This is a genomic window from Variovorax paradoxus, assembly GCF_030815855.1.
Classification (GTDB): Bacteria; Pseudomonadota; Gammaproteobacteria; order Burkholderiales; family Burkholderiaceae_C; genus Variovorax; species Variovorax paradoxus_M.
In genome coordinates this window covers 1,258,144-1,278,002 of sequence record NZ_JAUSXG010000001.1, presented here as the reverse complement: position 1 = coordinate 1,278,002, position 19,859 = coordinate 1,258,144, and the positions used below count along the sequence as shown (strand labels likewise).

The window sequence follows — 19,859 nt, the reverse complement described above, 5'->3', positions numbered from 1 at the left end:
TTAGAACGCGCCGCCCTGCTGTCCCACGCCAACCGGCCCGTGGCACCGCACAGTCAGGCGCGGCAGGCTCCTACACAGGGGCCTGGCCCCTCTTGCTCATGATGAACCCATCACTCTAGAAAGGTGGACATCATGAAGGCACGAATCTGGATTACCGCTGCAGCAGCGACCACGGTCATGACATTGGCGGGTTGTGCATCCGGCCCCAATCAGAACCTGGGCACCGGGGTGGGCGCACTCGGCGGCGCGGCAGTGGGCCATGCCATCGGCGGCAACACCGGCAGCACCTTGGGCGGCGCAGCCATTGGCGGCGTGATCGGCAACCAGGTCGGCCGCAGTGTCGACGAGCGCAACGAGCGCAACTACTACGAGAGCCAGCGCGCCTATCCGCCGGGCACCTACTACCCGCGCAACGGCCCGAACTACTGACCCTCTGCCATCCCCCTTGTGAAGCGCGCCACCACTGGCGCGCTTTTTTCATGCGGGGTGTTCAGGCCTTCGAAGGCAATTGCGCGCGCGCTTTTTCGGCGCGCGAGGCGCGCCAGGCGCCGAAGATCGCAATCAGGCCAGGCACGAAGATCAGCGCCCAGATGATCTTGTCGAGATGCTCGCGAACGAAAGGCAGGTTGCCGAAGAAGTAACCCGCCGTTGCAATGCCGAGTACCCAGAGCAGCGCGCCGCCCACATTGAACATCGTGAACTTCGCGCGGTTCATTTCAGCCACGCCCGCCACGAAAGGCGCGAAAGTGCGAATGAACGGCATGAAGCGCGCCAGCACGATCGTGACGCCGCCGTAGCGTTCGTAGAACGCATGCGCCTGGTCGAAGGCCTTGCGATTGAAGAAGCGCGAACTCTCCCACTTGAAAACCTTGGGCCCGAAATAGCGGCCGATGCTGTAGTTGCACTGGTCGCCAATAATGGCCGCGACGATCAGCACTGCGCATGCGACCGGAAAGCTCATGAGCCCCACGCCGCACAGCGCGCCCACGATGAAGAGCAGCGAGTCGCCGGGCAGGAACGGCATCACCACCGCGCCGGTTTCCACGAACACGATCAGGAAGAGCAGCGCGTAGACCCAGGGGCCATAGGCGACGACGAAGGCCTCGAGGTGTTTGTCGACATGCAGGATGAAGTCGACGAGAAAGCTGATGATTTCCATGGTGGCGGATTATCCGTGCTGCAAGTCCACGGGCGTCCGGTGATGGATTCGGAGACGCGGAATGACAGGTCGATACATCCCTGCGGGGCTTCTAGAATGCTCGCGTGAGCGCCCTTCCCTCTTCCATTCCCTCCCTCGAACGCCGGCCGATCCGCGAGCTTCCCGACGAGCTGATCAGCCAGATCGCCGCCGGTGAAGTGGTCGAGCGGCCGGCTTCGGTGGTGCGCGAACTGCTCGACAACGCGCTCGATGCGGGCGCCAGCCATGTCACGGTGCGGCTGGCTTCGGGCGGCGTGCGGTTGATCTCGGTCGAAGACGACGGCCTGGGCATTCCGCGCGAAGAACTCACGGTGGCCTTGCGCCGCCATGCGACCAGCAAGATCGCGAGCCTCAACGACCTCGAAACGGTCGGCACCATGGGCTTTCGCGGCGAGGCGCTCGCGGCCATCAACGCGATTGCCGAGCTCAGCATCCTTTCGCGCTTTACCGGCGCCGACAGCGCCTTCGCGCTCGATGGCCGCACGGGCGAGCTGCGCCCGGTGGCACGCTCCGTTGGCACCACGGTCGAAGTGCGGGAGCTGTTCTTCGCAACCCCGGCGCGCCGCAAGTTCCTGAAGACCGACGCCACCGAGCTGGCCCACTGCATCGAGGCCGTGCGCCGCCACGCGCTGGCGCGGCCCGAGGTCGGTTTTTCGGTCTGGCACGACGGCAAGCTCATGGAGCAATGGCGCGCCGCCGACCAGCGCGAGCAGCGCCTGGCCGATGCGCTCAGCGACGACTTCGTGGCGCAAAGCGTGGCCGTCGATCACCTCGGCGGCGCGGTGCGCGTGGTGGGCCGTGCCGGCATTCCCGACGCGGCCCGCTCGCGCGGCGACCAGCAGTTCTTTTATGTCAACGGCCGCTTCGTGCGCGACAAGGTGCTTTCGCACGCGGTACGCAGCGCCTACGAAGACGTGCTGCACGGACAGCGCCAGCCGGTGTATGCGCTCTACGTCGAAATCGATCCGTCGCGCGTCGACGTGAACGTGCATCCGACCAAGATCGAAGTGCGCTTTCGCGACGGCCGCGAGGTGCACCAGGCGGTGCGCCATGCCATCGAGAACGCCCTGGCCGCGCCCCGCGCGGGTGATGCGGTGATGCCGGCCGCCGCGCAGCAGCCTTTTTTCAAGCCGAATGTGCCCGCCTCGGGGGCCACCTGGGCGCAACCCGCCATGAATTTCGTGGCGGCGGAGCGCGGCGTGGGCGACTTCGACGCGATGTGGCCGCGCCGAGGCGACGATTCCGCAATGGAGCAATCCGGGGCCGAAATCTCCCGCTGGCCGGTGATCGGCACGCCGCCCATGTCGTTCCGGGCGCCCGTCGGGCTGCCGGCCGGCCCGGCGGCTTCCGAGTCCCTTGCCACCCACGAACAAGCCTGGCCGCTGGGCCGCGCGCTCGCGCAGCTGCACGGCATCTACATCCTGGCCGAGAACGCTCAGGGCCTGATCGTGGTCGACATGCATGCGGCGCACGAACGCATCGTCTACGAGCGGCTCAAGACGCAGCTCGACGGCGCGGCCATCACGAGCCAGCCGCTGCTGATTCCGGCCACATTCGCGGCCACGCCCCAGGAAGTGGCCACCGCCGAGGCGTGCGCCGCGGTACTGCCCACGCTGGGCCTGGAGATCACGCCTTTTTCGCCCCGCACCCTTGCGGTGCGCGCGGTGCCGGGCAGCCTGGCCGACGGCGATCCGGTCGAGCTCGCGCGCAGCGTGCTGGCCGAACTGGCGCAGCACGACGCCAGCACTGTGGTGCAACGGGCACAGAACGAACTGCTCTCGACCATGGCCTGTCATGGTGCGGTGCGAGCCAACCGCAAGCTCACCATCGACGAAATGAACGCTTTATTACGTCAAATGGAAGCCACCGAGCGCTCGGACCAATGCAATCACGGCCGCCCCACCTGGCGACAGCTGTCGATTCGCGAGTTGGACGCGCTTTTCATGCGCGGCAGATAGCAAATCCGGGCTTTTTGAGGGTTTTTCCGGAGTTTTTGGCGGTCATCCGCCAAACGGGCATGGGCGTTGCATATGTAGAACAAAGTGCCACCGGAGCACTGCAGGGGAGGTCCTGAGGCGCAGTGTCGGCGCGTTTCAGTCGAAAGCGTATGAACTTTCTGCCGACTTCGCTGTCCCTCATAGTCCATGAAGCGCTGGTCCCTGCTTGCCTCCGTTCTTTCGCTGTGCGCCCTTCTGGCCGCCGGCTGCTCCACATTCGACGAGCAGCAACGCGAGTGGATCTTTCAACCGAGCGACCGCAGCTGGGGCAACACCGCCACCATGACCGAGGGCATGCAGGACGTCTGGATCGACTTCCAATCGTCCATCACCGGTGAACCGGCGCGTCTGCATGGCCTCTGGCTCGGCGGCGAGCCCGAGACCACCGACCGCCCGGTCATGCTGTACCTGCACGGCGCCCGCTACAACGTGGCCGGCTCGGCCCCTCGCATCCAGCGCATGCACGAACTGGGCTTTTCGGTGCTGGCCATCGACTACCGGGGTTTCGGCAAGAGTTCCAAGGGTCTGCCATCGGAAGAATCCGCGCGCGAAGACGCCCGCGCCGCCTGGACCTGGCTGGCTGCTCGCCACCCGCGGCAGCATCGCTACATCTTCGGTCACTCGCTCGGCGGCGCCATCGGCATCGACCTGGCCGCGAGCGTCAACGACGAGAGCGGCACCATCGTCGAAAGCACCTTCACTTCCATTGCCGACGTCGTGAGCGGCTTCAAGTGGGGCTGGTTGCCGTTCGGCGCCCTCATCACGCAGCGCTTCGAGGCGATCAACCGGGTCAAGGACATCGGCGCGCCGCTGCTGGTGGTGCATGGCACAGCCGACAGCCTGATCAACCCCACGCTGGGCCGCAAGCTCTACAACGCGGCCACGGTACCCAAGCTCTTCGTGCTGGTCGAGGGCGGGTCGCATCACAACACCAATTCGATCGGCGAGGCGCAGTACCGCGCAGCGCTCCTGCAGCTGTTCCGCATGAAGCCCGAAACCACGCTGGCCTCGCGGCAAACGGAAGGCGCACCCGTGGTGCACGGCGCGCAGCCGGTGCCGGTGCTGCCGGTGCCCGGCCGCGCGGATTCGGCCGCTCTGCCGCAGGAAGCACGCGCCAAGGCTGCGGCAAGCGCGCAGGCAATCTGAGCTGAAGTCCCGGCTTCGTTTTGTTGTTACCCTCGGGCGCTTATGCCGCCCTCCGTCGCCGCTTCCGGCCCTCCTGAAAACCTGAAATACATCGCGCTCGCGGGGCCGACCGCTTCCGGCAAGACCGCCGTAGCGCTCGCGCTGGCACGCGTGCGCCCGGTCGAGATCGTCAGCGTCGATTCCGCGCTGGTCTACCGCGGCATGGACATCGGCACCGCCAAGCCGAGCAAGGCCGAACAGGCCATGGTGCCGCACCACCTGATCGATATCCTCGACCCCGCCGAAAGCTACAGCGCGGCCGCCTTCGTGGCCGACGCGACACGGCTCGTCGGCGAGATCCGCGCGCGCGGCGCCTTGCCGCTGCTCGTGGGCGGCACCATGCTTTACTTCAAGGCCCTGTTCGACGGCATCGACGCCATGCCGGCCGCGGACGCCGCGGTGCGTGCGCGCATCGACGCCGAAGCCGCGGCGCTGGGCTGGCCCGCCATGCACGCACGGCTCGCCAAGGTCGACGCTGTGACAGCCGCGCGCCTGGCGCCGCAAGACAGTCAGCGCATCCAGCGCGCGCTCGAAGTGTGGGAGAGCAGCGGCCAACCCTTGTCGAGCTTTCACACGAGCGACAACAAGGCCGCGAAAGCGCTGGACGGCGGCGTTCTCTTTTCGCTCGAACCCTCCGATCGCGCCTGGCTGCATTCGCGCATCGCCGAGCGCTTCGACGCCATGCTGGCGGCGGGCTTTCTCGACGAAGTGAAAGCGCTGCGCGCACGTGGCGATCTGACGACCGGACTGCCCTCGATGCGCTGCGTCGGCTACCGCCAGGCGTGGGAGATGCTCGATGCCTGCGGCGGCTCGCCCCCCGACGCCAGGGCGATCGCCGCGCTGCGCGAACGCGCTATCGCCGCCACACGGCAGCTCGCCAAGCGGCAGATCACCTGGCTGCGCAGCATGCCCGCGCGCACCGTGATCGCCTGCGACACACCCGATGCGGTGCAGGCCGCCGTTCAGCGCATCTCGGCGATGGCGAGCGCCGCATGACGCTGCGCATTTCCAACTTGGCCAAGCACTACGGCGACGTGCCCGTCTTCGAGAACGTGACGCTTACCGTCGAGCCCGGCGAGTTCGTCGCCATCGTGGGCGAATCGGGCGTGGGCAAGTCGACGCTGCTCAACTGCATGGCGGGCCTCGACAGCTGGGATGCGGGCACTGTCACGCACGAGGGCACCGACATCGGCGCGCTCGACGGCGAAGCCTGCGCGCTCTGGCGCCGCCGCCATGTGGGCTTTGTGTTCCAGGCCTTCCATGTGCTGCCGCACCTCGACGTGGCGCAGAACGTGTCGCTGCCGCTGATGCTGCTGGGCCGCCAGCGCGAGGAAAGCCGCGTCGCGCACATGCTCGATGCGGTGGGCCTGCCCGGCATGGGCGTGCGCCTGCCGCAGACGCTCTCGGGCGGCCAGTTGCAGCGCGTGGCGATTGCGCGCGCACTGGTGCACCGGCCCGCGCTGCTGCTCGCCGACGAGCCCACCGGCAATCTCGACCCGACCACGGCTGCGAAGGTGATGGAGTTGCTGATCGGCCAGACCCGCGAGCACGGCGCTTCGCTGGTACTCGTCACGCACTCCGAGAGCGCGGCGGCCCGTGCCGACCGGCTGCTGCACCTGACGGCCGGGGGAATCCGCGCCTGAGAGCCTGAAAGACTCAGGCCAGCAGCGCCGCGTAGCGCGAGAGATCGACGTTGCCGCCGCTGATCACGATGCCCACGCGCTGGCCCTCGATGAGCTTGCCCGCTGCGACCGCGCCCGCGAAGGCAAGGCATCCTGTGGGCTCCACCACCATCTTCATGCGCTCGGCGAAGAAGCGCATCGCTTCGACCAGCTGGTCGTCGGTCACTGTGAAGATGTCGTGCACGTCGCGCTGGATGATGCCGAAGGTGTACTCGCCCAGGTGCTGCGTCTGCGCGCCATCGGCAATGGTCTTCGGCGTTTCGATGTGCACGATCTTCCCGCTGCGCAGCGACTGCTGCCCGTCGTTGCCTGCCTCGGGCTCCACGCCGTAGATCTTGCAATCGGGCGACAGCGCGCGCGCCGACAGTGCCGAACCCGACAGCAGCCCGCCGCCGCCCAGGCACACGAACAGGTGGTCGAGCGGCCCCGTCTCTTCGATCAGCTCCTTCACCGCCGTGCCCTGCCCCGTGAGCACGTCGGGATGGTCGTAGGGCGGAATCATCGTCATGCCGCGTTCCTGCGCAAGCCGCTTCGTGAGCGCCTCGCGGTCTTCGGTGAAGCGGTCGTACATCACCACTTCGGCGCCATAGCCCTTCGTGGCGGCAACCTTGGCGGCTGGTGCGTCCTTGGGCATGACGATCACGGCCGGCATCGCCAAGAGCCGCGCCGACAGCGCGATGGCCTGCGCGTGATTGCCCGACGAAAAAGCGATCACGCCGCCCTTGCGCTGCGCCGCATCGAACTTCGAGAGCGCGTTGAAGGCGCCGCGGAACTTGAACGCGCCCATGCGCTGGAAGTTCTCGCACTTGAAGAAGAACCGGGCACCCCAGCGCTCATTGGCGGTGGCCGACTGCAGCACCGGGGTGCGGTGGGCATGCCCCTCGAGCCGCGCGGCCGCGGCGATCACATCGTCGTAGGTAGGTAGTTGCATGCGCCGAGCTTAGCGAAGGCTTACGTTCTTTTGCAGCCCTCGTCGGTAAAAACCCGGGATGCGCGACCGGCTCGAAGTTCGTACTCTGTATACAGAGTTCAGAGAAAGACGTTCCCATGCCGGCCCAGCTCCTCAGCATCGAAGTCGCGCCCGACCTCGTCGACCAGGTCTACCGCGCCCTGCTCGGAGCCATCAGCAGCGGCTCGCTGGCCCCCGGCGAGCGCCTCACGCAGGAAGACATTGCGCAGCGCCTTTCGGTGTCGCGCCAGCCGGTGCTGCAGGCTCTGCGACTGCTCAAGAAAGACGGCTTCGTGCATGACGCGCCCGGCCGCGGCGTGCTGGTAGCGCCGCTCGATGCCGAGGGCATGCAGAGGATCTATCAGGTGCGCGGCGCGCTCGACGTGCTGGCCGCGCGGCTCGCCGCGCAGCAGCGTTTTCGCATCGACCCCAAGCTCATCGAGCGCGGCCGCCGCGCCGCGCGCGGGCGCAATGTCGAAGCCATGATCGATGCCGACGTGGCCTTTCACCGCGCCATCTACGAAGCCTCGGGCAACCCGCTGATCGGCCAGAGCGCCGACCCGCACTGGCGCCACCTGCGGCGCGCCATGGGTGCGGTGCTGCAGGCCGAGCCGCAGCGCGAGTCGCTGTGGAACGAGCATGAAGCCATCGCCAATGCGATGGCCGCAGGCAACGCGGACCGCGCCGCGCGCCTGAGCGAAGAACACGTCGCGCAGGCCAGCGAGGCACTGAGCCGTCGCCTCGCCGAGCAACTGGCGCGCACCGCATCCAACACCCTCACCCGCAAAGGAGACAAGGCATGAAGCTGACACCCGAGCAACGCGCGCAATTCGAGCGCGACGGCTACCTGTTCTTCCCCGGCCATTTCTCGCCCGAAGAAACGAGGGCGCTGACCGATGCGGTGCCCGACCTGTACAGCAAGCGCGAAGCCTTCAACGTGCGCGAGAAAGGCTCCGACGCCGTGCGCACGAACTTTGCCGCGCACCTGATCAGCGAGCCCTTCGCGCGGCTCGCGCGCCACCCGCGCATGGTCGGGCCGGTGATGGATCTGTTCGACGAAGAGGTCTACATGCACCAGTTCAAGATCAACGGCAAGATGGCTTTCGAAGGCGACGTGTGGCAGTGGCACCAGGACTACGGCACCTGGCTCAACGACGACCTGATGCCGACCGAGCGCGCGATGAACGTCGCCATTTTTCTCGATGACGTGAACGAGCACAACGGCCCGTTGATGTTCATTCCGGGCAGCCACCGCAAGGGCGTGGTCGATGCGAAGCACGACGCCACGACCACCAGCTACCCGCTCTGGACCGTGGACCACGACCTGATCCGGCAACTGGTGGACCGCGCCGGAGGAAAAAACGGAGGCATCGTTTCGCCCAAGGGACCCGCAGGTTCGATGATCCTGTTCCACAGCTGCCTGGTGCATGCCTCGGGCAGCAACCTGTCGCCCTTCAACCGAGTGGCGGTGTACCTGAGCCTGTGCGCCGTCAGCAACCACATCCGCCGCCACAAGCGGCCCGAGTACATCGCGCACCGGGACTTCACGCCCATCGAGATGCTGCCCGACGACTGCCTGCTGAAGCCCTACCCGGTCGAGGTGCCGTGGAAGAACGGCTTGCCCGAAAGCGCGTTGCGTACGTCGCTCGAAGTTCTCGATACCGTGGAGGCCTGACGCCATGAGTCTCCACACCCGCCTGCAGCAGCGCGCCGCCGAAGGCCGCCCCATCCGCATCGGCCTGATCGGCGCCGGCAAGTTCGGCTCGATGTATCTCGCGCAGATTCCGCGCACGCCCGGCGTGCAACTGGTGGCGATCGCCGACCTCTCGCCCGCGGCGGCGCGCGTCAACCTCGAGCGCGTCGGCTGGAACCCGCAACGCGCCGCGGCGGGGTCGATGCAGGAGGCGCTGAAGACCGGCAACAGCTGGATCACCGAAGACTGGCAGGCCGTGACGCGCGAGCCCTCCATCGACATCGTGGTCGAGTGCACCGGCAATCCGGTGGCTGCGGTCGATCACTGCCTCGACGCGTTCGCGCACGGCAAGCACGTGGTCAACGTGACCGTCGAGGCCGATGCCTTCTGCGGCCCGCTGCTCGCGCACAAGGCGCAGCAGGCCGGCGTGATCTATTCGCTGGCCTTCGGCGACCAGCCCGCGCTCATCTGCGACCTGGTCGACTGGGCACGCACCTGCGGCTTTCCGGTGGTGGCGGCCGGTCGCGGCCACAAGTGGCTGCCTCACTTCACCGAATCGACGCCGGAAACGGTGTGGGGCAACTACGGCCTCACGCCCGAACAGGCGCTGCGCGGCGGGCTCAACCCGAAGATGTTCAACAGCTTTCTCGACGGCTCCAAGCCATCCATCGAAAGCTCCGCGGTGGCCAATGCCACCGGCCTCACGGTGCCTTCGGACGGCTTGCTCTATCCGCCCGCGAGCGTGGAAGACATTCCCTTCGTCACGCGGCCGCAGAGCGAAGGCGGCGTGCTGGAGCGCAAGGGCATGGTCGAAGTCATTTCCTCGCTCGAAGCCGATGGGCGAAAGATTCCGTACGACATCCGCATGGGCGTGTGGGTCACGGTCGAGGCCGAGACCGACTACATCAAGAACTGCTTCGAGGAATACAACGCGCACACCGACCCGAGCGGGCGCTACTTCACGCTCTACAAGCGCTGGCACCTGATCGGCCTGGAGGTTGGCATGTCCGTGGCAAGCGTCGCCTTGCGCGGCGAAGCGACCGGCGCCGCCACCTGCTGGAACGCCGACGTGGTGGCCACGGCCAAGCGCGACCTCGCGCCCGGTGAAATGCTCGACGGCGAAGGCGGCTACACCGTCTGGGGCAAGCTGCTGCCGGCCGAGCGCTCCATGCGGCTGGGCGGCCTGCCGCTCGGGCTGGCGCACAACGTCAGGCTGGTGCGCGCGGTGAAGAAAGGCCAGAGCCTCTGCTGGGCCGATGTGGCCATGGACACCTCGACCTCCGCCTGCAGGCTGCGAAACGAGATGGAAGCCATGTTTGCGCCTGCCGATCAGGCCAAGGCAGCCTGAAACCGTAGGTATCGCAACCGTTGCGCCGAACGGCAATAGCGTAAAAAATCATCTGCTCGACACGGACGCCGTGTCGAAATGACCGGCAGCGGGCCGTCATTGTGGTGAGCGATCCTGCTCAGCCTCTTTTCCACAACGGAGAGACACCATGCAGTACATGTTGATGTTCTATCAGCCCGCGGCCGAATTCGAACAACGGGACGACGCTTCTTCGCAGGCCTACCGGGCCAACTGGATGGCATATGCCGATGCGGTGCGCCAGTCGGGCATTTCGCTCGGCGGCCACGGCCTCTTTCCGCCCATGACCGGCACCACGCTGCGCGTGCGCGGCGACAAGCGCCAGGTGCAGGACGGGCCCTTTGCCGACACCAAGGAGCAGCTCGGAGGCTACTTCGTGGTGGACGTGCCGGACCTCGATGCCGCGCTCGAATGGGCGGCCCGCGCGCCCTGCGCGGCCAGCGGGGGCGTGGAGGTGCGGCCGGTCTTCACGGCCACGGCCCTCGCCGCGGCGACACCGTGAACGACCCGGCGGCTCACCAGGCCGCCGAACGGGCGGCGCGCGAATCGTACGGCCGCCTGCTGGCCATTCTGTCCGCGCGCACGCACGACATCGCCGCATCGGAAGATGCGCTCGCCGAAGCCTTCGCGCGTGCGCTCGAGCGCTGGCCGGCCGACGGCATTCCCGCGCAGCCCGACGCCTGGCTGCTGAGCGTGGCCCGGCACCGCAAGCTCGACGCCTGGCGCCATAGCCGCGTGCAGGACGACGCGACACAGACCCTGCTGCTGCTGGCCGGCGAAGTGGACGACGCCGCCGGCACCGAAGGCGCGGCCGTGCCCGACGAGCGGCTGCGCCTGATGTTCGTCTGCGCGCATCCCGCCATCGACGCGGCGGCGCGCGCGCCGCTGATGCTGCAGACCGTGCTCGGACTCGACGCGGCCCGCATGGCTGGCGCCTTTCTCACCGGGCCTTCGACGCTCGGCCAGCGGCTGGTGCGGGCCAAGGCGCGCATTCGCGCCGCGGGCATTCCCTTCGAGTACCCGCAGGCGCGCGAGCTTGCACAGCGGCTGCAGGACGTACAGGATGGCGTCTACGCCGCCTACGGCACCGGCTGGGACGACATCGATGGCGCCGATGCCCTGCCGCGCGGCCTCACGTCCGAGGCCATCGATCTCGGCCGCATCCTGTGCAGCCTGATGCCCGATGAGCCCGAGCCGCTGGGCCTGCTCGCGCTGATGCTCTTCTGCGAAAGCCGCGCTGCGGCGCGCCGCAGCGAGACCGGCGCCTACGTGCCGCTCGACCAGCAGGACCCGCTGCGCTGGAATCCCGACTTGCTTGCGCAGGCCGAACGCTGCCTGCGGCGGGCTTCGGACATGAAATCCCTCGGCCCCTACCAGCTGGAGGCGGCCATCCAGTCGGCCCATTGCGAGCGCCGCGTCGGCGCGCCCGTGCCACCCGAAGTGCTGGTGTCGCTCTACGAAGGACTGCTGGCCTTGCGGCCCAGCATCGGTGCCCAGGTCAGCCTGGCCTGCGCGCTGGCCAATGCGCGCGGCCCCGAGATCGGCCTGCGCGCGCTGGAGGCCATTGCGGCGGCCGAGGTGGCGAGCTACCAGCCGTTCTGGGCCGCCCGCGCCTACCTGCTTGCAGCCGGCGGCGCACGCGCGGCGGCACGCCAGGCCTACGACCGCGCCATCGGCCTCAGCAGCAACGCCGCCGTGCGCGCCTACCTCAACGGGATGTCGGAACGGCTCTGAGTTTTTTCAGCGCCTGGCCGCTCGATGCTGCGGAAGGTCCACGGCCTTCGCCGTGCCAGCCACAATGACGGCATGCGTGCCTTGCTCACCACCTTTTCCTGGCAGGAACTGCGCCACCACCCTTGGCGCAATGCCGCAGCCGTGCTGGCCGTGATGCTGGGCGTGGCGCTCGCGTTCTCGGTGCAGCTGATCAATGCCTCCGCCCTCGACGAGTTCTCCAGCGCCGTGAGGTCGGTCAACGGCCAACCGGACCTCGAAGTGCGCGCCGTGCAGGGCAGCTTCGACGAAGCGGTGTTCGCGCGCCTCGCGCAGCACCCGCAGGTCACGCTGGCGAGCCCGGTGCTCGAGTTCCAGGCCCTCGCGCTGTCCGGCGAGCGCCAGGTGCCGATGCGCGTGATCGGCATCGATGCGCTCGCGTTGCCCACCATCGCACCGGCGTTGATGCCGCAACCCGGCAAGAACGCCGGCCGCTTCGCGGTATTGGCGCCGGGCCATGTCTTTCTCAACGCCGCGGCGCGCAGCGTGCTCGGTCTGCCGAGCGAAGCTGTGGAAGGCCGCGCCGAGACGGTGCAGTTGCGCACGGGCGGCGCCTGGCAGCGGGTCGAGGCCGCCGGCCATGTCGCCGCAAGCGGCGCCGCGCTCGCGGTGATGGACATTGCAGCCGCGCAGGATCTGTTCGACAAGGTCGGCCAGCTCAGCCGCGTCGACCTGAGGCTGGCGCCCGGCACCGACCGGGCGGCCTTCATCGCATCGCTGCAGCGGTCGCCGGGCTGGCCCGCCGGCTTGCAGTTCGCCGAGCCGGGCGACGCCGCCGAGCGCGTCAGCAATCTCTCGCGCGCCTACCGCGTCAACCTGACGGTGCTGGCGCTGGTGGCGCTTTTCACCGGCGCTTTCCTGGTGTTCTCGGTGCTGGCGCTCAGCGTCGCCAAGCGTGCGCAGCAGTTCGCACTGCTCGGCGTGCTGGGCCTCACACCGCGCGAGCGATTGCGCCTGGTGCTGGTCGAATCGTTCGTGCTGGGCTTGATAGGAAGCGGTGCCGGCCTGGCACTGGGCACGGCGCTCGCAGCCTTCGCGTTGCGCGTGCTCGGCGGCGACTTGGGCGGCGGGTACTTCGAAGGCGTGGCGCCCACGCTGCACTGGAGCAGCGGCTCGGCCTTGCTGTACGGCGGACTCGGCGTGCTCGCCGCGCTCGTGGGCGGCTGGTGGCCCGCGCGCGCGGCGCAGGCGCTGCCAGAGGCGCAAACGCTCAAGGGCCTGGGCGCCGCCCCTGTCCAAAGCAAAAGCCACTGGCTGGCGCTCGGCCTCATTGCGGCGAGCGCGGGGCTGGCCAACCTGCCGGCTGTGGGCGGCATTCCGGTGGCGGCCTATCTTTCGGTGGGCTGCCTGCTGGTGGGCGGCATCACCGCATTGCCCTGGCTGATTGCGCTGCTGTACGACCGCATTGCGCCCGCGTTTGCCCAGCGCGTGCTGCCGATGCTGGCCATCGAGCGCGCAAGGCGCATGCGCGGCACGGCGGCCGTGGCCGTCAGCGGCGTGGTCGCCAGCCTGAGCCTCGCGGTCGCACTCACCGTCATGGTCGCGAGTTTTCGCGATTCGGTCACGCGCTGGCTCGACGTGGTGCTGCCGGCCGATCTCTATCTGCGCGCCACCTCGAGCGGCCGCTCCGGCAATTCGGGCACGCAGAGCAGCAGCGATACAGCCACGTTTTCACCGGCATTCGTGCAAGCCCTGGCGCAGTTGCCCGGCGTGGAACGTACCGGCACGCTGCGCACCCGGTCGCTGCAGCTCGACCCTTCCCAGCCCGCCGTCACGCTGATTGCGCGAAGCCTCCAAGGCGGCGCCGCGCAGGCGCTGCCGCTGGTGGGGCCCGCGCTGCCGGTGCCCGCCGGTCAGGTCGGCATCTACGTGAGCGAGCCGATGGTCGAGCTGTATGGCGCCAAACCGGGCGCCTTGTTTGCGCCGCTGTCGAATGCGCTGGGTACCAGCGGGGCTGCACCGGCTGCGTTCTTCGTGGCTGGCGTGTGGCGCGACTATGCGCGGCAGTTCGGCGCCATCACCATCGATGCGCGCGACTTCGAACGCCTCACGGGTGAGCGCGAGGTGAGCGACGTGTCTTTGTGGCTCGCGCCCGGTGCATCGGAAGGCGCGGTGCAGGCTGCTGTTCGCGAATTGGCAGCACGCCGCGGAAGCGCCGCGTCCGATTCGAGCATCGAGATTTCGTCGGTCGGACAGATTCGTGCGATTTCTTTGCGCATCTTCGATCGCAGCTTTGCCGTGACTTACTGGTTGCAGGCAGTGGCCATTGCCATTGGGCTGTTCGGCATTGCGGCGAGCTTCAGCGCGCAGGTGCTGGCGCGGCGCAAGGAGTTTGGGCTGCTTGCGCACCTGGGGTTCACGCGGCGGCAAGTGCTGGCGGTGGTGGCGGGTGAAGGCGCGGCATGGACTGCGATCGGTGCGGTGGCGGGACTTGTGCTCGGGCTGGCGGTTTCGGTGGTGCTGGTGAAGGTGGTGAATCCGCAGAGCTTTCACTGGACCATGGATTTGCTGGTGCCTTGGATGAGGCTGCTGGCACTATGCGGCGCGGTGGTGGTGGCCGGCACCGTCACCGCCTGGCTGGCGGGACGGGCCGCGGCGGGCAAGGACGCGGTGCTCGCGGTGAAAGAGGATTGGTAGAACCCTACCGCGCCGGCGTCAATTGAATGCGCTCGACCGTCTCCTTTTCCACGGCCCCGCGGCTATAGACCAGCGGCACGTACTTGCCTTCGAGCCACAGCGGCGCAAGATCCCGATAGTTCGGACTCTCCGGATTGCCCGACTGCCCCGGCGTATTGATCACTCGCGAGGCATCCCAGTTGCCCACGTCCAGCACCATCCGAAACGAAGCCCCTGAAGCCAGCCTGTAGTCGCTCGCGCGATAAGTCGCCGCCATCGGCGTGAAGCTCGACCCCGACATCGGCCAGTTGCCCACGTCGAGCTTCTTGCGCGTCGCAGCGTCAACCACATCGGCAAGCGGATGCCGGAATTCCGCGCGATGCAGCGCGCCCCATTTCCACGCAGCCATGTCGGGCCCGAGCTTGGCGGTGAGCTCCTGCATCGCAGGCGGCAGCGTCTGCAGCAGCAAGGCATCGCGCCGCGCATCGTTGACCCAACCGGACGGGTTCTCGAGCAGCAGCACCACGCGCGTGTTGTCGCCTGGTGCCGCCAGCGATGCGGCGGCATCACCCGCGCCCGCCTTGAGCACGGCCGCGCGCAATGTCTTGCTGCTCCACACCTCGTACAGCGCAGCGGCAGCGCTGTCGCGGTCCATGGTGCCGTCCCAGCCTTGCAGCAAACGCAGGCCGGCCGCGGCTTGCGCATCGTCGCTGCGCAAGCCGGCCAGGAGTTTCAGCAGGCGCTGGGCGGGCGTCGCGACGATGTCGTTCTGCATGCGCTCCGAGTCCTCGAGGGTGAAGCGAGAGCCCGCCGCCACTTTCGCCGCGAACAACTCCTTGAGGCGGCGCGCACGGGCCGCATCGCTCCACTCGTAGCCGATGCCTTTCTTCGCCGCCGGATGATCGGGCGGAATATTGTTTTCGTTCGCGGTCACCACGTAGCCGCGCGCGGGGTTGAACTCCGAGGGCAATTCGTCGCCGTTGCGAAAGCCCGACCACTCGTAGCGGCCGTCGCCCGGCACGGGCATCAAGCCGTCCCAGTTGGGCCGGATGGGCGTCAGGCCGCCCGGCATCCAGCCGACGTTGCCGTTGCGGTCGGCGTAGACCTGGTTCTCGCCCGGGGCGCCCCAGCGGTTCATGGCGGCGCGGAACTGGTCCCAGTTCTGCGCGCGCATGTAGTCCATGGAACCGAAGTACGGCGCCATGCCGGGTTCGAGCCAGGCCGCGCGCAACGCAAACGCACGCTGCTTGCCGGGCTCGGACAGCAGCACCGGGCCGTGGCGGGTGAAGGTGTTGACCACCTCGCGCGGCGCGCTCTCGCCGCGCACCGCAATGCGTTCAGTCACGCTCGTCATCGGCTCCCAACGGCCCTGGTAGCGGTACTCGTTCGGGTTCTGGGGGTTCAGCTGGTACACGTACAGGTCTTCCTGGTCCATGTAGAAGCGCGTGAGGCCGAATGCGATGGTACCGTTGTGGCCGATCGAAAGGCCCGGCAGGAAGGGCTCGCCGGCGCCGATGGCATCCATGCCCGGCGCGCTGAGATGCGTCATGTAGCGCAGGCTCGGTGCACCGTGCGCGCGGTGCGGGTCGTTGGCGAGGATGGGCCTTCCGGTGGACGTGAGCTTTGGCGCGATGACCCAGTTGTTGCTGCCATAGGCGGCCGTGGGGTCGCCTTGCATGGCCTGCCGTTGCCGCTCTTCTTCCTCGGCGCTTCTTGCAATGGCTTCGGCGCTGCCGGGCGGAAGCACCGCCGACGCGGCCGCCGCGCCGGCCAGCCGCGTGTTCTCCTTGGTGAAGCGCGGCGAATCGGTGGCCCGCAGGTAGGCGGCGCGCAATTCAGCCGCCGGAATGGTGCAGGGATCGAAGCCAGGCGGCACTTGCGGCGTGACCGGCGGATCGAGCTCGCGGCGCAGCCAGTCGGCCTTGATGCCTTCGCTGCCGGCGCAGAAAGCGCGGGCGCGGTCGATCTCGGAAGTGAAGTTGAGCGTGAGGCCGTGATGGCGGATGCGCACCACGTCTTCGGGCGACCACATCGCGGGCTGGTAGCCCAGCAATGCAAATTCGGTCGGCAGCAGCGCCGGCTGCGCGCGCACCTGGGCCACGTAGGCGTTGACGCCGGCAGTAAACGCTTCGGCCACGCGCTTGGCATCGGAGCCGTAGGCTAGCCACTCGCGGTACATGTCGCCGCGATAAAGCACGGCGCGCGCGGCGCGGTCGCTCTCGACCCATGCGGGGCCGAAGTCCTTGGCCATTTCGCCGAGCCCGCGCTTGCGCCAGAGGTCCATCTGCCAGAGCCGGTCGCGCGCGGCAATGAAGCCCTGCGCAACGAAGGCGTCGTACAGCGTGCCGGCATAAAGATGCGGCACGCCCCATCGATCGACCAGCACCTCGGCGGGCTTCTCGAGGCCGGGCACGGCAAAGGACGAGGGCGCGCGCGGTGGCGTCTGCACACCCGAAGGCCCCGATGCGCAACCCGCGAGCACGAGGGCCGCGAGCGCTGCGGCGCCAATGGAATGCCTTTGGCCTGACGAGCGCCGCGACGTGGGGCGCAGGTGTCTTGTTCTCATGCGTGGTGTCTCCTGCCGGGTGGAATTTGGCAGCGCACAGTATCCCGATTTGCATATCCGCTGGGTACTGCGAGGGATGACTTGTAGACTTCCTCCTACATGCAGCAAACACCCTCCCCCATTTCATGCGGTGGCTGGCTCGGCTCTGCCATACGGCGCATTGAAGCCGACTACCAGCGCAGCGCCGACACGCACCTGATCCCGCTGCCACTGCCTTCGCTTGCCGCGGCCGGCATCGACCTGTACCTGAAGGACGAGTCGACCCATCCCACAGGCAGCCTGAAGCACAGGCTCGCACGTTCGCTCTTTCTCTACGCGCTGTGCAACGGATGGGTGCGCGAAGGCACGACCATCGTCGAGGCCTCGAGCGGCTCGACGGCGGTGAGCGAGGCCTACTTCGCGCGGCTGCTCGGCCTGCCCTTCATCGCGGTGATGCCGCGCACCACCTCGCCCGAGAAGGTGGCGCAGATCGCCTTCTACGGTGCGCGCTGCCACTTCGTCGAGCATGCGGCGCAGGTCTACGAAGAAGCGCGCGCTCTCGCCGAGCAGACCGGCGGCCACTACATGGACCAGTTCACCTACGCCGAACGCGCCACCGACTGGCGCGGAAACAACAACATCGCCGAGAGCATGTTCCAGCAGATGGCGCGCGAGCGGCATCCGGTCCCGGCGTGGATCGTGGTGGGCGCGGGCACCGGCGGCACCAGCGCCACCATCGGGCGATATGTGCGCTACCGCTGCCACGACACGCAGGTGTGCGTGCCCGATCCTGAAGGCTCGGTGTTTTCCGCCTATCACCGCACCGGCGACGCCACGCTGACGGCGGCGGGCTCGCGCATCGAAGGCATCGGCCGGCCGCGGGTGGAGCCGAGCTTCATCCGCACGCTGGTCGACCGCATGATCGAAGTGCCCAATCTCGATTCTGTCGCCGCCATGCATGCGCTCTCGGCGCTGCTGGGGCGCAAGGTCGGCCCTTCGACGGGTACCAACTTCGTCGGCATGCTGGCCGTGGCACGCGAGATGCGCGAGGCCGGCCGGCAGGGCTCCATTCTTTCGCTGCTGTGCGATGCGGGCGAGCGCTACCTGCCGAGCTATCACGATGCGGGCTGGGTGCAGAACGCGTTCGGCGACATCGGTCCGGCGCAGCAACGCATCGACGCGCTGGTTGCGCAGTAATGCCTGCACCCGCCTTCTGCAAGCTCTCGCGCCGCAGCTTGGTGCTTGCGGCGCTGGCCGCAGCGCCTGCAAGCTGGGCGCTGCCCGCGCGCACCCTGCAGTTCCCGCGCGACTTCGGCAGCCACCCCGACCTGCAAACCGAATGGTGGTACATCACGGGCCACGCGAAGACCCCGGCGGGACGCGAGTTCGGTTTCCAGGTGACCTTCTTCCGCTCGCGCGTCGAGGCGACCCAGGGCCTGCGCTCGGCCTTCGCGGCCAAGCACCTCGTGTTCGCGCACGCGGCGGTCACTGACCTCGAAGGCCGCGTGCTGATGCATGACCAGCGCATTGCGCGTGCGGGCTTCGGCGTTGCGTCGGCCAGCGAAGCCGACACCGACGTGCGCCTGCGCGACTGGTCGCTGGTGCGCAAGAACGGCAGCTATGCGGCGCGCGTTCCGGCGGGCGAATTCACGCTCGACCTGCGCTTCGTGCCCACGCAGCCGGTGCTGCTGCAAGGCAAGGCCGGGCTCTCGCGCAAGGGCCCCGAAGAAGCACAGGCCAGCTACTACTACAGCGAGCCGCAACTCAAGACGCAGGGCCGGCTCACCCTCAAGGGCCAGGCCTTCGATGTCGACGGAACGGCCTGGCTCGACCACGAATGGAGCGAGGCGCTGATGCATCCCGATGCCGTGGGATGGGACTGGATCGGCATGAACCTGGACGATGGCAGCGCCCTCACCGCCTTTCACCTGCGGCGCCGCGACGGCAGCGCGCTGTGGGCCGGTGGATCGTTTCGCACGCGCGAGGGTGCGCTGCGCGTTTTCGGCAACGGCGAGGTGCGCTTCGAGGGCGCGAACGCGTGGACCAGCCCGCGCACGCAGGCGAAGTACCCGACCCGGTGGCGCGTGCAAACCCCATCGGGAATCTTCGAGGTTCGAGCCCTGCTCGAAGACCAGGAACTCGACAGCCGCGGCTCCACCGGCGGGGTGTACTGGGAAGGTGTGAGCGAGCTGCTCGATGCGCAAGGCCGACGCGTGGGCCGGGGCTACCTGGAGATGACCGGCTACGCCGCACCGCTGCGGCTCTGAGGCCACTCAGCCCGCCTCTGTCATCACGCCGTCATGCCGAAGCCCTGAACTCGGCCTCCGACATCGCACGATGGAACGTGCGCCAAGGCTTGAATGAACAGAAGACTCCGAGTCATCGCGCTGCTGATGGTTGTTGTGGCCGCCGCCGGCGCCGCGTGGGTGTTCGCGGCCACACGGCCCGCATCACCGGTGACGGACGCAGTGCTTGAAATCCGCTGGCACGGCAACGGCATCATCCTCCAGGGCGCAGTGAGGGATGCGGCCACGCAGCACGTGCTGGTGGAAGGCGCGACCGCACGGCTGGGCGGAGAAGCCGACCAGGTGGTGGACTGGCTGGACATCGCGCCCGCGGCACCGCCCATCGCGGATGCCGCGTCGCTCGGCAGCCTCATCAACCTGGGGCAAGAGGGATGGCACCTGCAGCGGCACGCGACCGAGGCATGGCTCGCGGTGCGGTCGCCCGATGACGAGCGCAGCACGCAAGCCAGGCAACTGCTGCAACGCGCCTTCGGCCCCCAGGTAGCCATTCGTCTCATTCCCCTGTCCTGAGCCCACGATGCACGATGGCGGTCATGGCGACGTCATCTGCCT

17 protein-coding genes are annotated in these 19,859 nt (G+C 68.0%); 14 read left to right on the top strand and 3 right to left on the bottom strand.

Features of this window, described 5'->3' with window-relative positions:
* The first annotated feature begins 132 nt into the window (after positions 1-132).
* Complete coding sequence (locus QFZ42_RS05985) at positions 133-429, top strand: glycine zipper domain-containing protein (protein WP_307700077.1); 297 nt, start codon at positions 133-135, stop codon at positions 427-429.
* Positions 430-490: 61 nt separating this feature from the next.
* Here the strand turns inward: QFZ42_RS05985 and QFZ42_RS05980 are convergent, their stop codons facing one another.
* Entirely contained in the window at positions 491-1,159 is a 669-nt protein-coding gene (locus QFZ42_RS05980; protein WP_307700076.1) for a DedA family protein, read from the bottom strand.
* 104 nt (positions 1,160-1,263) lie between these two features.
* On the opposite strand from QFZ42_RS05980, the gene mutL reads away from it, so the two are divergent.
* The 4 genes from mutL (at position 1,264) to QFZ42_RS05960 (ending at position 6,023) form a co-directional block, all read left to right on the top strand.
* Positions 1,264-3,156, top strand: coding sequence for a DNA mismatch repair endonuclease MutL (gene mutL, locus QFZ42_RS05975; protein WP_307700075.1), 1,893 nt, complete (start codon positions 1,264-1,266; stop codon positions 3,154-3,156).
* A gap of 186 nt (positions 3,157-3,342) precedes the next feature.
* Positions 3,343-4,341 (top strand): alpha/beta hydrolase, encoded by a 999-nt coding sequence (locus tag QFZ42_RS05970; protein ID WP_307700074.1) that lies wholly within the window; start codon positions 3,343-3,345, stop codon positions 4,339-4,341.
* A 42-nt stretch (positions 4,342-4,383) separates the two neighbouring features.
* Positions 4,384-5,376 carry a tRNA (adenosine(37)-N6)-dimethylallyltransferase MiaA gene (miaA, locus tag QFZ42_RS05965; RefSeq protein ID WP_307700073.1) on the top strand — a complete coding sequence of 331 codons (993 nt, stop codon included), beginning with the start codon at positions 4,384-4,386 and terminating at the stop codon, positions 5,374-5,376.
* A complete protein-coding gene (locus QFZ42_RS05960) occupies positions 5,373-6,023 on the top strand; it encodes an ABC transporter ATP-binding protein (RefSeq protein ID WP_307700072.1) in 651 nt (216 codons plus the stop codon). The genes miaA and QFZ42_RS05960 overlap by 4 nt, the downstream gene beginning before the upstream one ends.
* Positions 6,024-6,036: 13 nt before the next feature.
* On the opposite strand, the gene QFZ42_RS05955 is transcribed toward QFZ42_RS05960, so the two are convergent.
* On the bottom strand, positions 6,037-6,993 hold the full coding sequence (locus QFZ42_RS05955; RefSeq protein ID WP_307700071.1) for a threo-3-hydroxy-L-aspartate ammonia-lyase: 957 nt from the start codon (positions 6,991-6,993) through the stop codon (positions 6,037-6,039).
* Between the two features lie 116 nt (positions 6,994-7,109).
* Between QFZ42_RS05955 and QFZ42_RS05950 the strand changes: the two genes are divergently transcribed.
* The 6 genes from QFZ42_RS05950 (at position 7,110) to QFZ42_RS05925 (ending at position 14,477) form a co-directional block, all read left to right on the top strand.
* A complete protein-coding gene (locus tag QFZ42_RS05950; RefSeq protein WP_307700070.1) occupies positions 7,110-7,814 on the top strand; it encodes a GntR family transcriptional regulator in 705 nt (234 codons plus the stop codon).
* On the top strand, positions 7,811-8,686 hold the full coding sequence (locus QFZ42_RS05945) for a phytanoyl-CoA dioxygenase family protein (RefSeq protein WP_307700069.1): 876 nt from the start codon (positions 7,811-7,813) through the stop codon (positions 8,684-8,686). Before QFZ42_RS05950 ends, QFZ42_RS05945 begins: the two co-directional genes overlap by 4 nt.
* 4 nt (positions 8,687-8,690) lie before the next feature.
* A complete protein-coding gene (locus tag QFZ42_RS05940; RefSeq protein ID WP_307700068.1) occupies positions 8,691-10,052 on the top strand; it encodes an NAD(P)H-dependent oxidoreductase in 1,362 nt (453 codons plus the stop codon).
* A 148-nt stretch (positions 10,053-10,200) separates the two neighbouring features.
* Positions 10,201-10,572 (top strand): YciI family protein, encoded by a 372-nt coding sequence (locus QFZ42_RS05935; RefSeq protein ID WP_307700067.1) that lies wholly within the window; start codon positions 10,201-10,203, stop codon positions 10,570-10,572.
* Positions 10,569-11,804 carry an RNA polymerase sigma factor gene (locus tag QFZ42_RS05930; RefSeq protein WP_307700066.1) on the top strand — a complete coding sequence of 412 codons (1,236 nt, stop codon included), beginning with the start codon at positions 10,569-10,571 and terminating at the stop codon, positions 11,802-11,804. The genes QFZ42_RS05935 and QFZ42_RS05930 overlap by 4 nt, the downstream gene beginning before the upstream one ends.
* A 72-nt stretch (positions 11,805-11,876) precedes the next feature.
* Positions 11,877-14,477 carry an FtsX-like permease family protein gene (locus tag QFZ42_RS05925; RefSeq protein WP_307700065.1) on the top strand — a complete coding sequence of 867 codons (2,601 nt, stop codon included), beginning with the start codon at positions 11,877-11,879 and terminating at the stop codon, positions 14,475-14,477.
* Between the two features lie 4 nt (positions 14,478-14,481).
* Here the strand turns inward: QFZ42_RS05925 and QFZ42_RS05920 are convergent, their stop codons facing one another.
* Positions 14,482-17,022 carry a penicillin acylase family protein gene (locus tag QFZ42_RS05920; protein ID WP_307700064.1) on the bottom strand — a complete coding sequence of 847 codons (2,541 nt, stop codon included), beginning with the start codon at positions 17,020-17,022 and terminating at the stop codon, positions 14,482-14,484.
* A 99-nt stretch (positions 17,023-17,121) separates the two neighbouring features.
* Here QFZ42_RS05920 and QFZ42_RS05915 point away from each other — a divergent pair, with 99 nt between their 5' ends.
* The 3 genes from QFZ42_RS05915 (at position 17,122) to QFZ42_RS05905 (ending at position 19,817) form a co-directional block, all read left to right on the top strand.
* Positions 17,122-18,198, top strand: a complete 1,077-nt coding sequence (locus tag QFZ42_RS05915; protein ID WP_307700063.1) for a PLP-dependent cysteine synthase family protein — start codon at positions 17,122-17,124, stop codon at positions 18,196-18,198.
* Positions 18,198-19,268, top strand: coding sequence for a lipocalin-like domain-containing protein (locus tag QFZ42_RS05910; protein WP_307700062.1), 1,071 nt, complete (start codon positions 18,198-18,200; stop codon positions 19,266-19,268). Before QFZ42_RS05915 ends, QFZ42_RS05910 begins: the two co-directional genes overlap by 1 nt.
* 93 nt (positions 19,269-19,361) lie before the next feature.
* Entirely contained in the window at positions 19,362-19,817 is a 456-nt protein-coding gene (locus QFZ42_RS05905) for a hypothetical protein (RefSeq protein ID WP_307700061.1), read from the top strand.
* The last annotated feature ends 42 nt before the right edge of the window (positions 19,818-19,859 follow it).

What these genes read in the sequence shown, in the direction of transcription:
- miaA (WP_307700073.1), top strand. Translation starts at nt 4,384, where the DNA reads ATGCCGCCCTCCGTCGCCGCTTCCGGCCCTCCTGAAAACCTGAAATAC.
- QFZ42_RS05920 (WP_307700064.1), bottom strand. Translation starts at nt 17,022, where the DNA reads ATGAGAACAAGACACCTGCGCCCCACGTCGCGGCGCTCGTCAGGCCAA.
- QFZ42_RS05940 (WP_307700068.1), top strand. Translation starts at nt 8,691, where the DNA reads ATGAGTCTCCACACCCGCCTGCAGCAGCGCGCCGCCGAAGGCCGCCCC.
- QFZ42_RS05950 (WP_307700070.1), top strand. Translation starts at nt 7,110, where the DNA reads ATGCCGGCCCAGCTCCTCAGCATCGAAGTCGCGCCCGACCTCGTCGAC.
- QFZ42_RS05905 (WP_307700061.1), top strand. Translation starts at nt 19,362, where the DNA reads ATGAACAGAAGACTCCGAGTCATCGCGCTGCTGATGGTTGTTGTGGCC.
- QFZ42_RS05910 (WP_307700062.1), top strand. Translation starts at nt 18,198, where the DNA reads ATGCCTGCACCCGCCTTCTGCAAGCTCTCGCGCCGCAGCTTGGTGCTT.
- QFZ42_RS05970 (WP_307700074.1), top strand. Translation starts at nt 3,343, where the DNA reads ATGAAGCGCTGGTCCCTGCTTGCCTCCGTTCTTTCGCTGTGCGCCCTT.
- QFZ42_RS05935 (WP_307700067.1), top strand. Translation starts at nt 10,201, where the DNA reads ATGCAGTACATGTTGATGTTCTATCAGCCCGCGGCCGAATTCGAACAA.
- QFZ42_RS05960 (WP_307700072.1), top strand. Translation starts at nt 5,373, where the DNA reads ATGACGCTGCGCATTTCCAACTTGGCCAAGCACTACGGCGACGTGCCC.
- QFZ42_RS05945 (WP_307700069.1), top strand. Translation starts at nt 7,811, where the DNA reads ATGAAGCTGACACCCGAGCAACGCGCGCAATTCGAGCGCGACGGCTAC.
- QFZ42_RS05980 (WP_307700076.1), bottom strand. Translation starts at nt 1,159, where the DNA reads ATGGAAATCATCAGCTTTCTCGTCGACTTCATCCTGCATGTCGACAAA.
- QFZ42_RS05915 (WP_307700063.1), top strand. Translation starts at nt 17,122, where the DNA reads ATGCAGCAAACACCCTCCCCCATTTCATGCGGTGGCTGGCTCGGCTCT.
- QFZ42_RS05985 (WP_307700077.1), top strand. Translation starts at nt 133, where the DNA reads ATGAAGGCACGAATCTGGATTACCGCTGCAGCAGCGACCACGGTCATG.
- QFZ42_RS05925 (WP_307700065.1), top strand. Translation starts at nt 11,877, where the DNA reads ATGCGTGCCTTGCTCACCACCTTTTCCTGGCAGGAACTGCGCCACCAC.
- QFZ42_RS05955 (WP_307700071.1), bottom strand. Translation starts at nt 6,993, where the DNA reads ATGCAACTACCTACCTACGACGATGTGATCGCCGCGGCCGCGCGGCTC.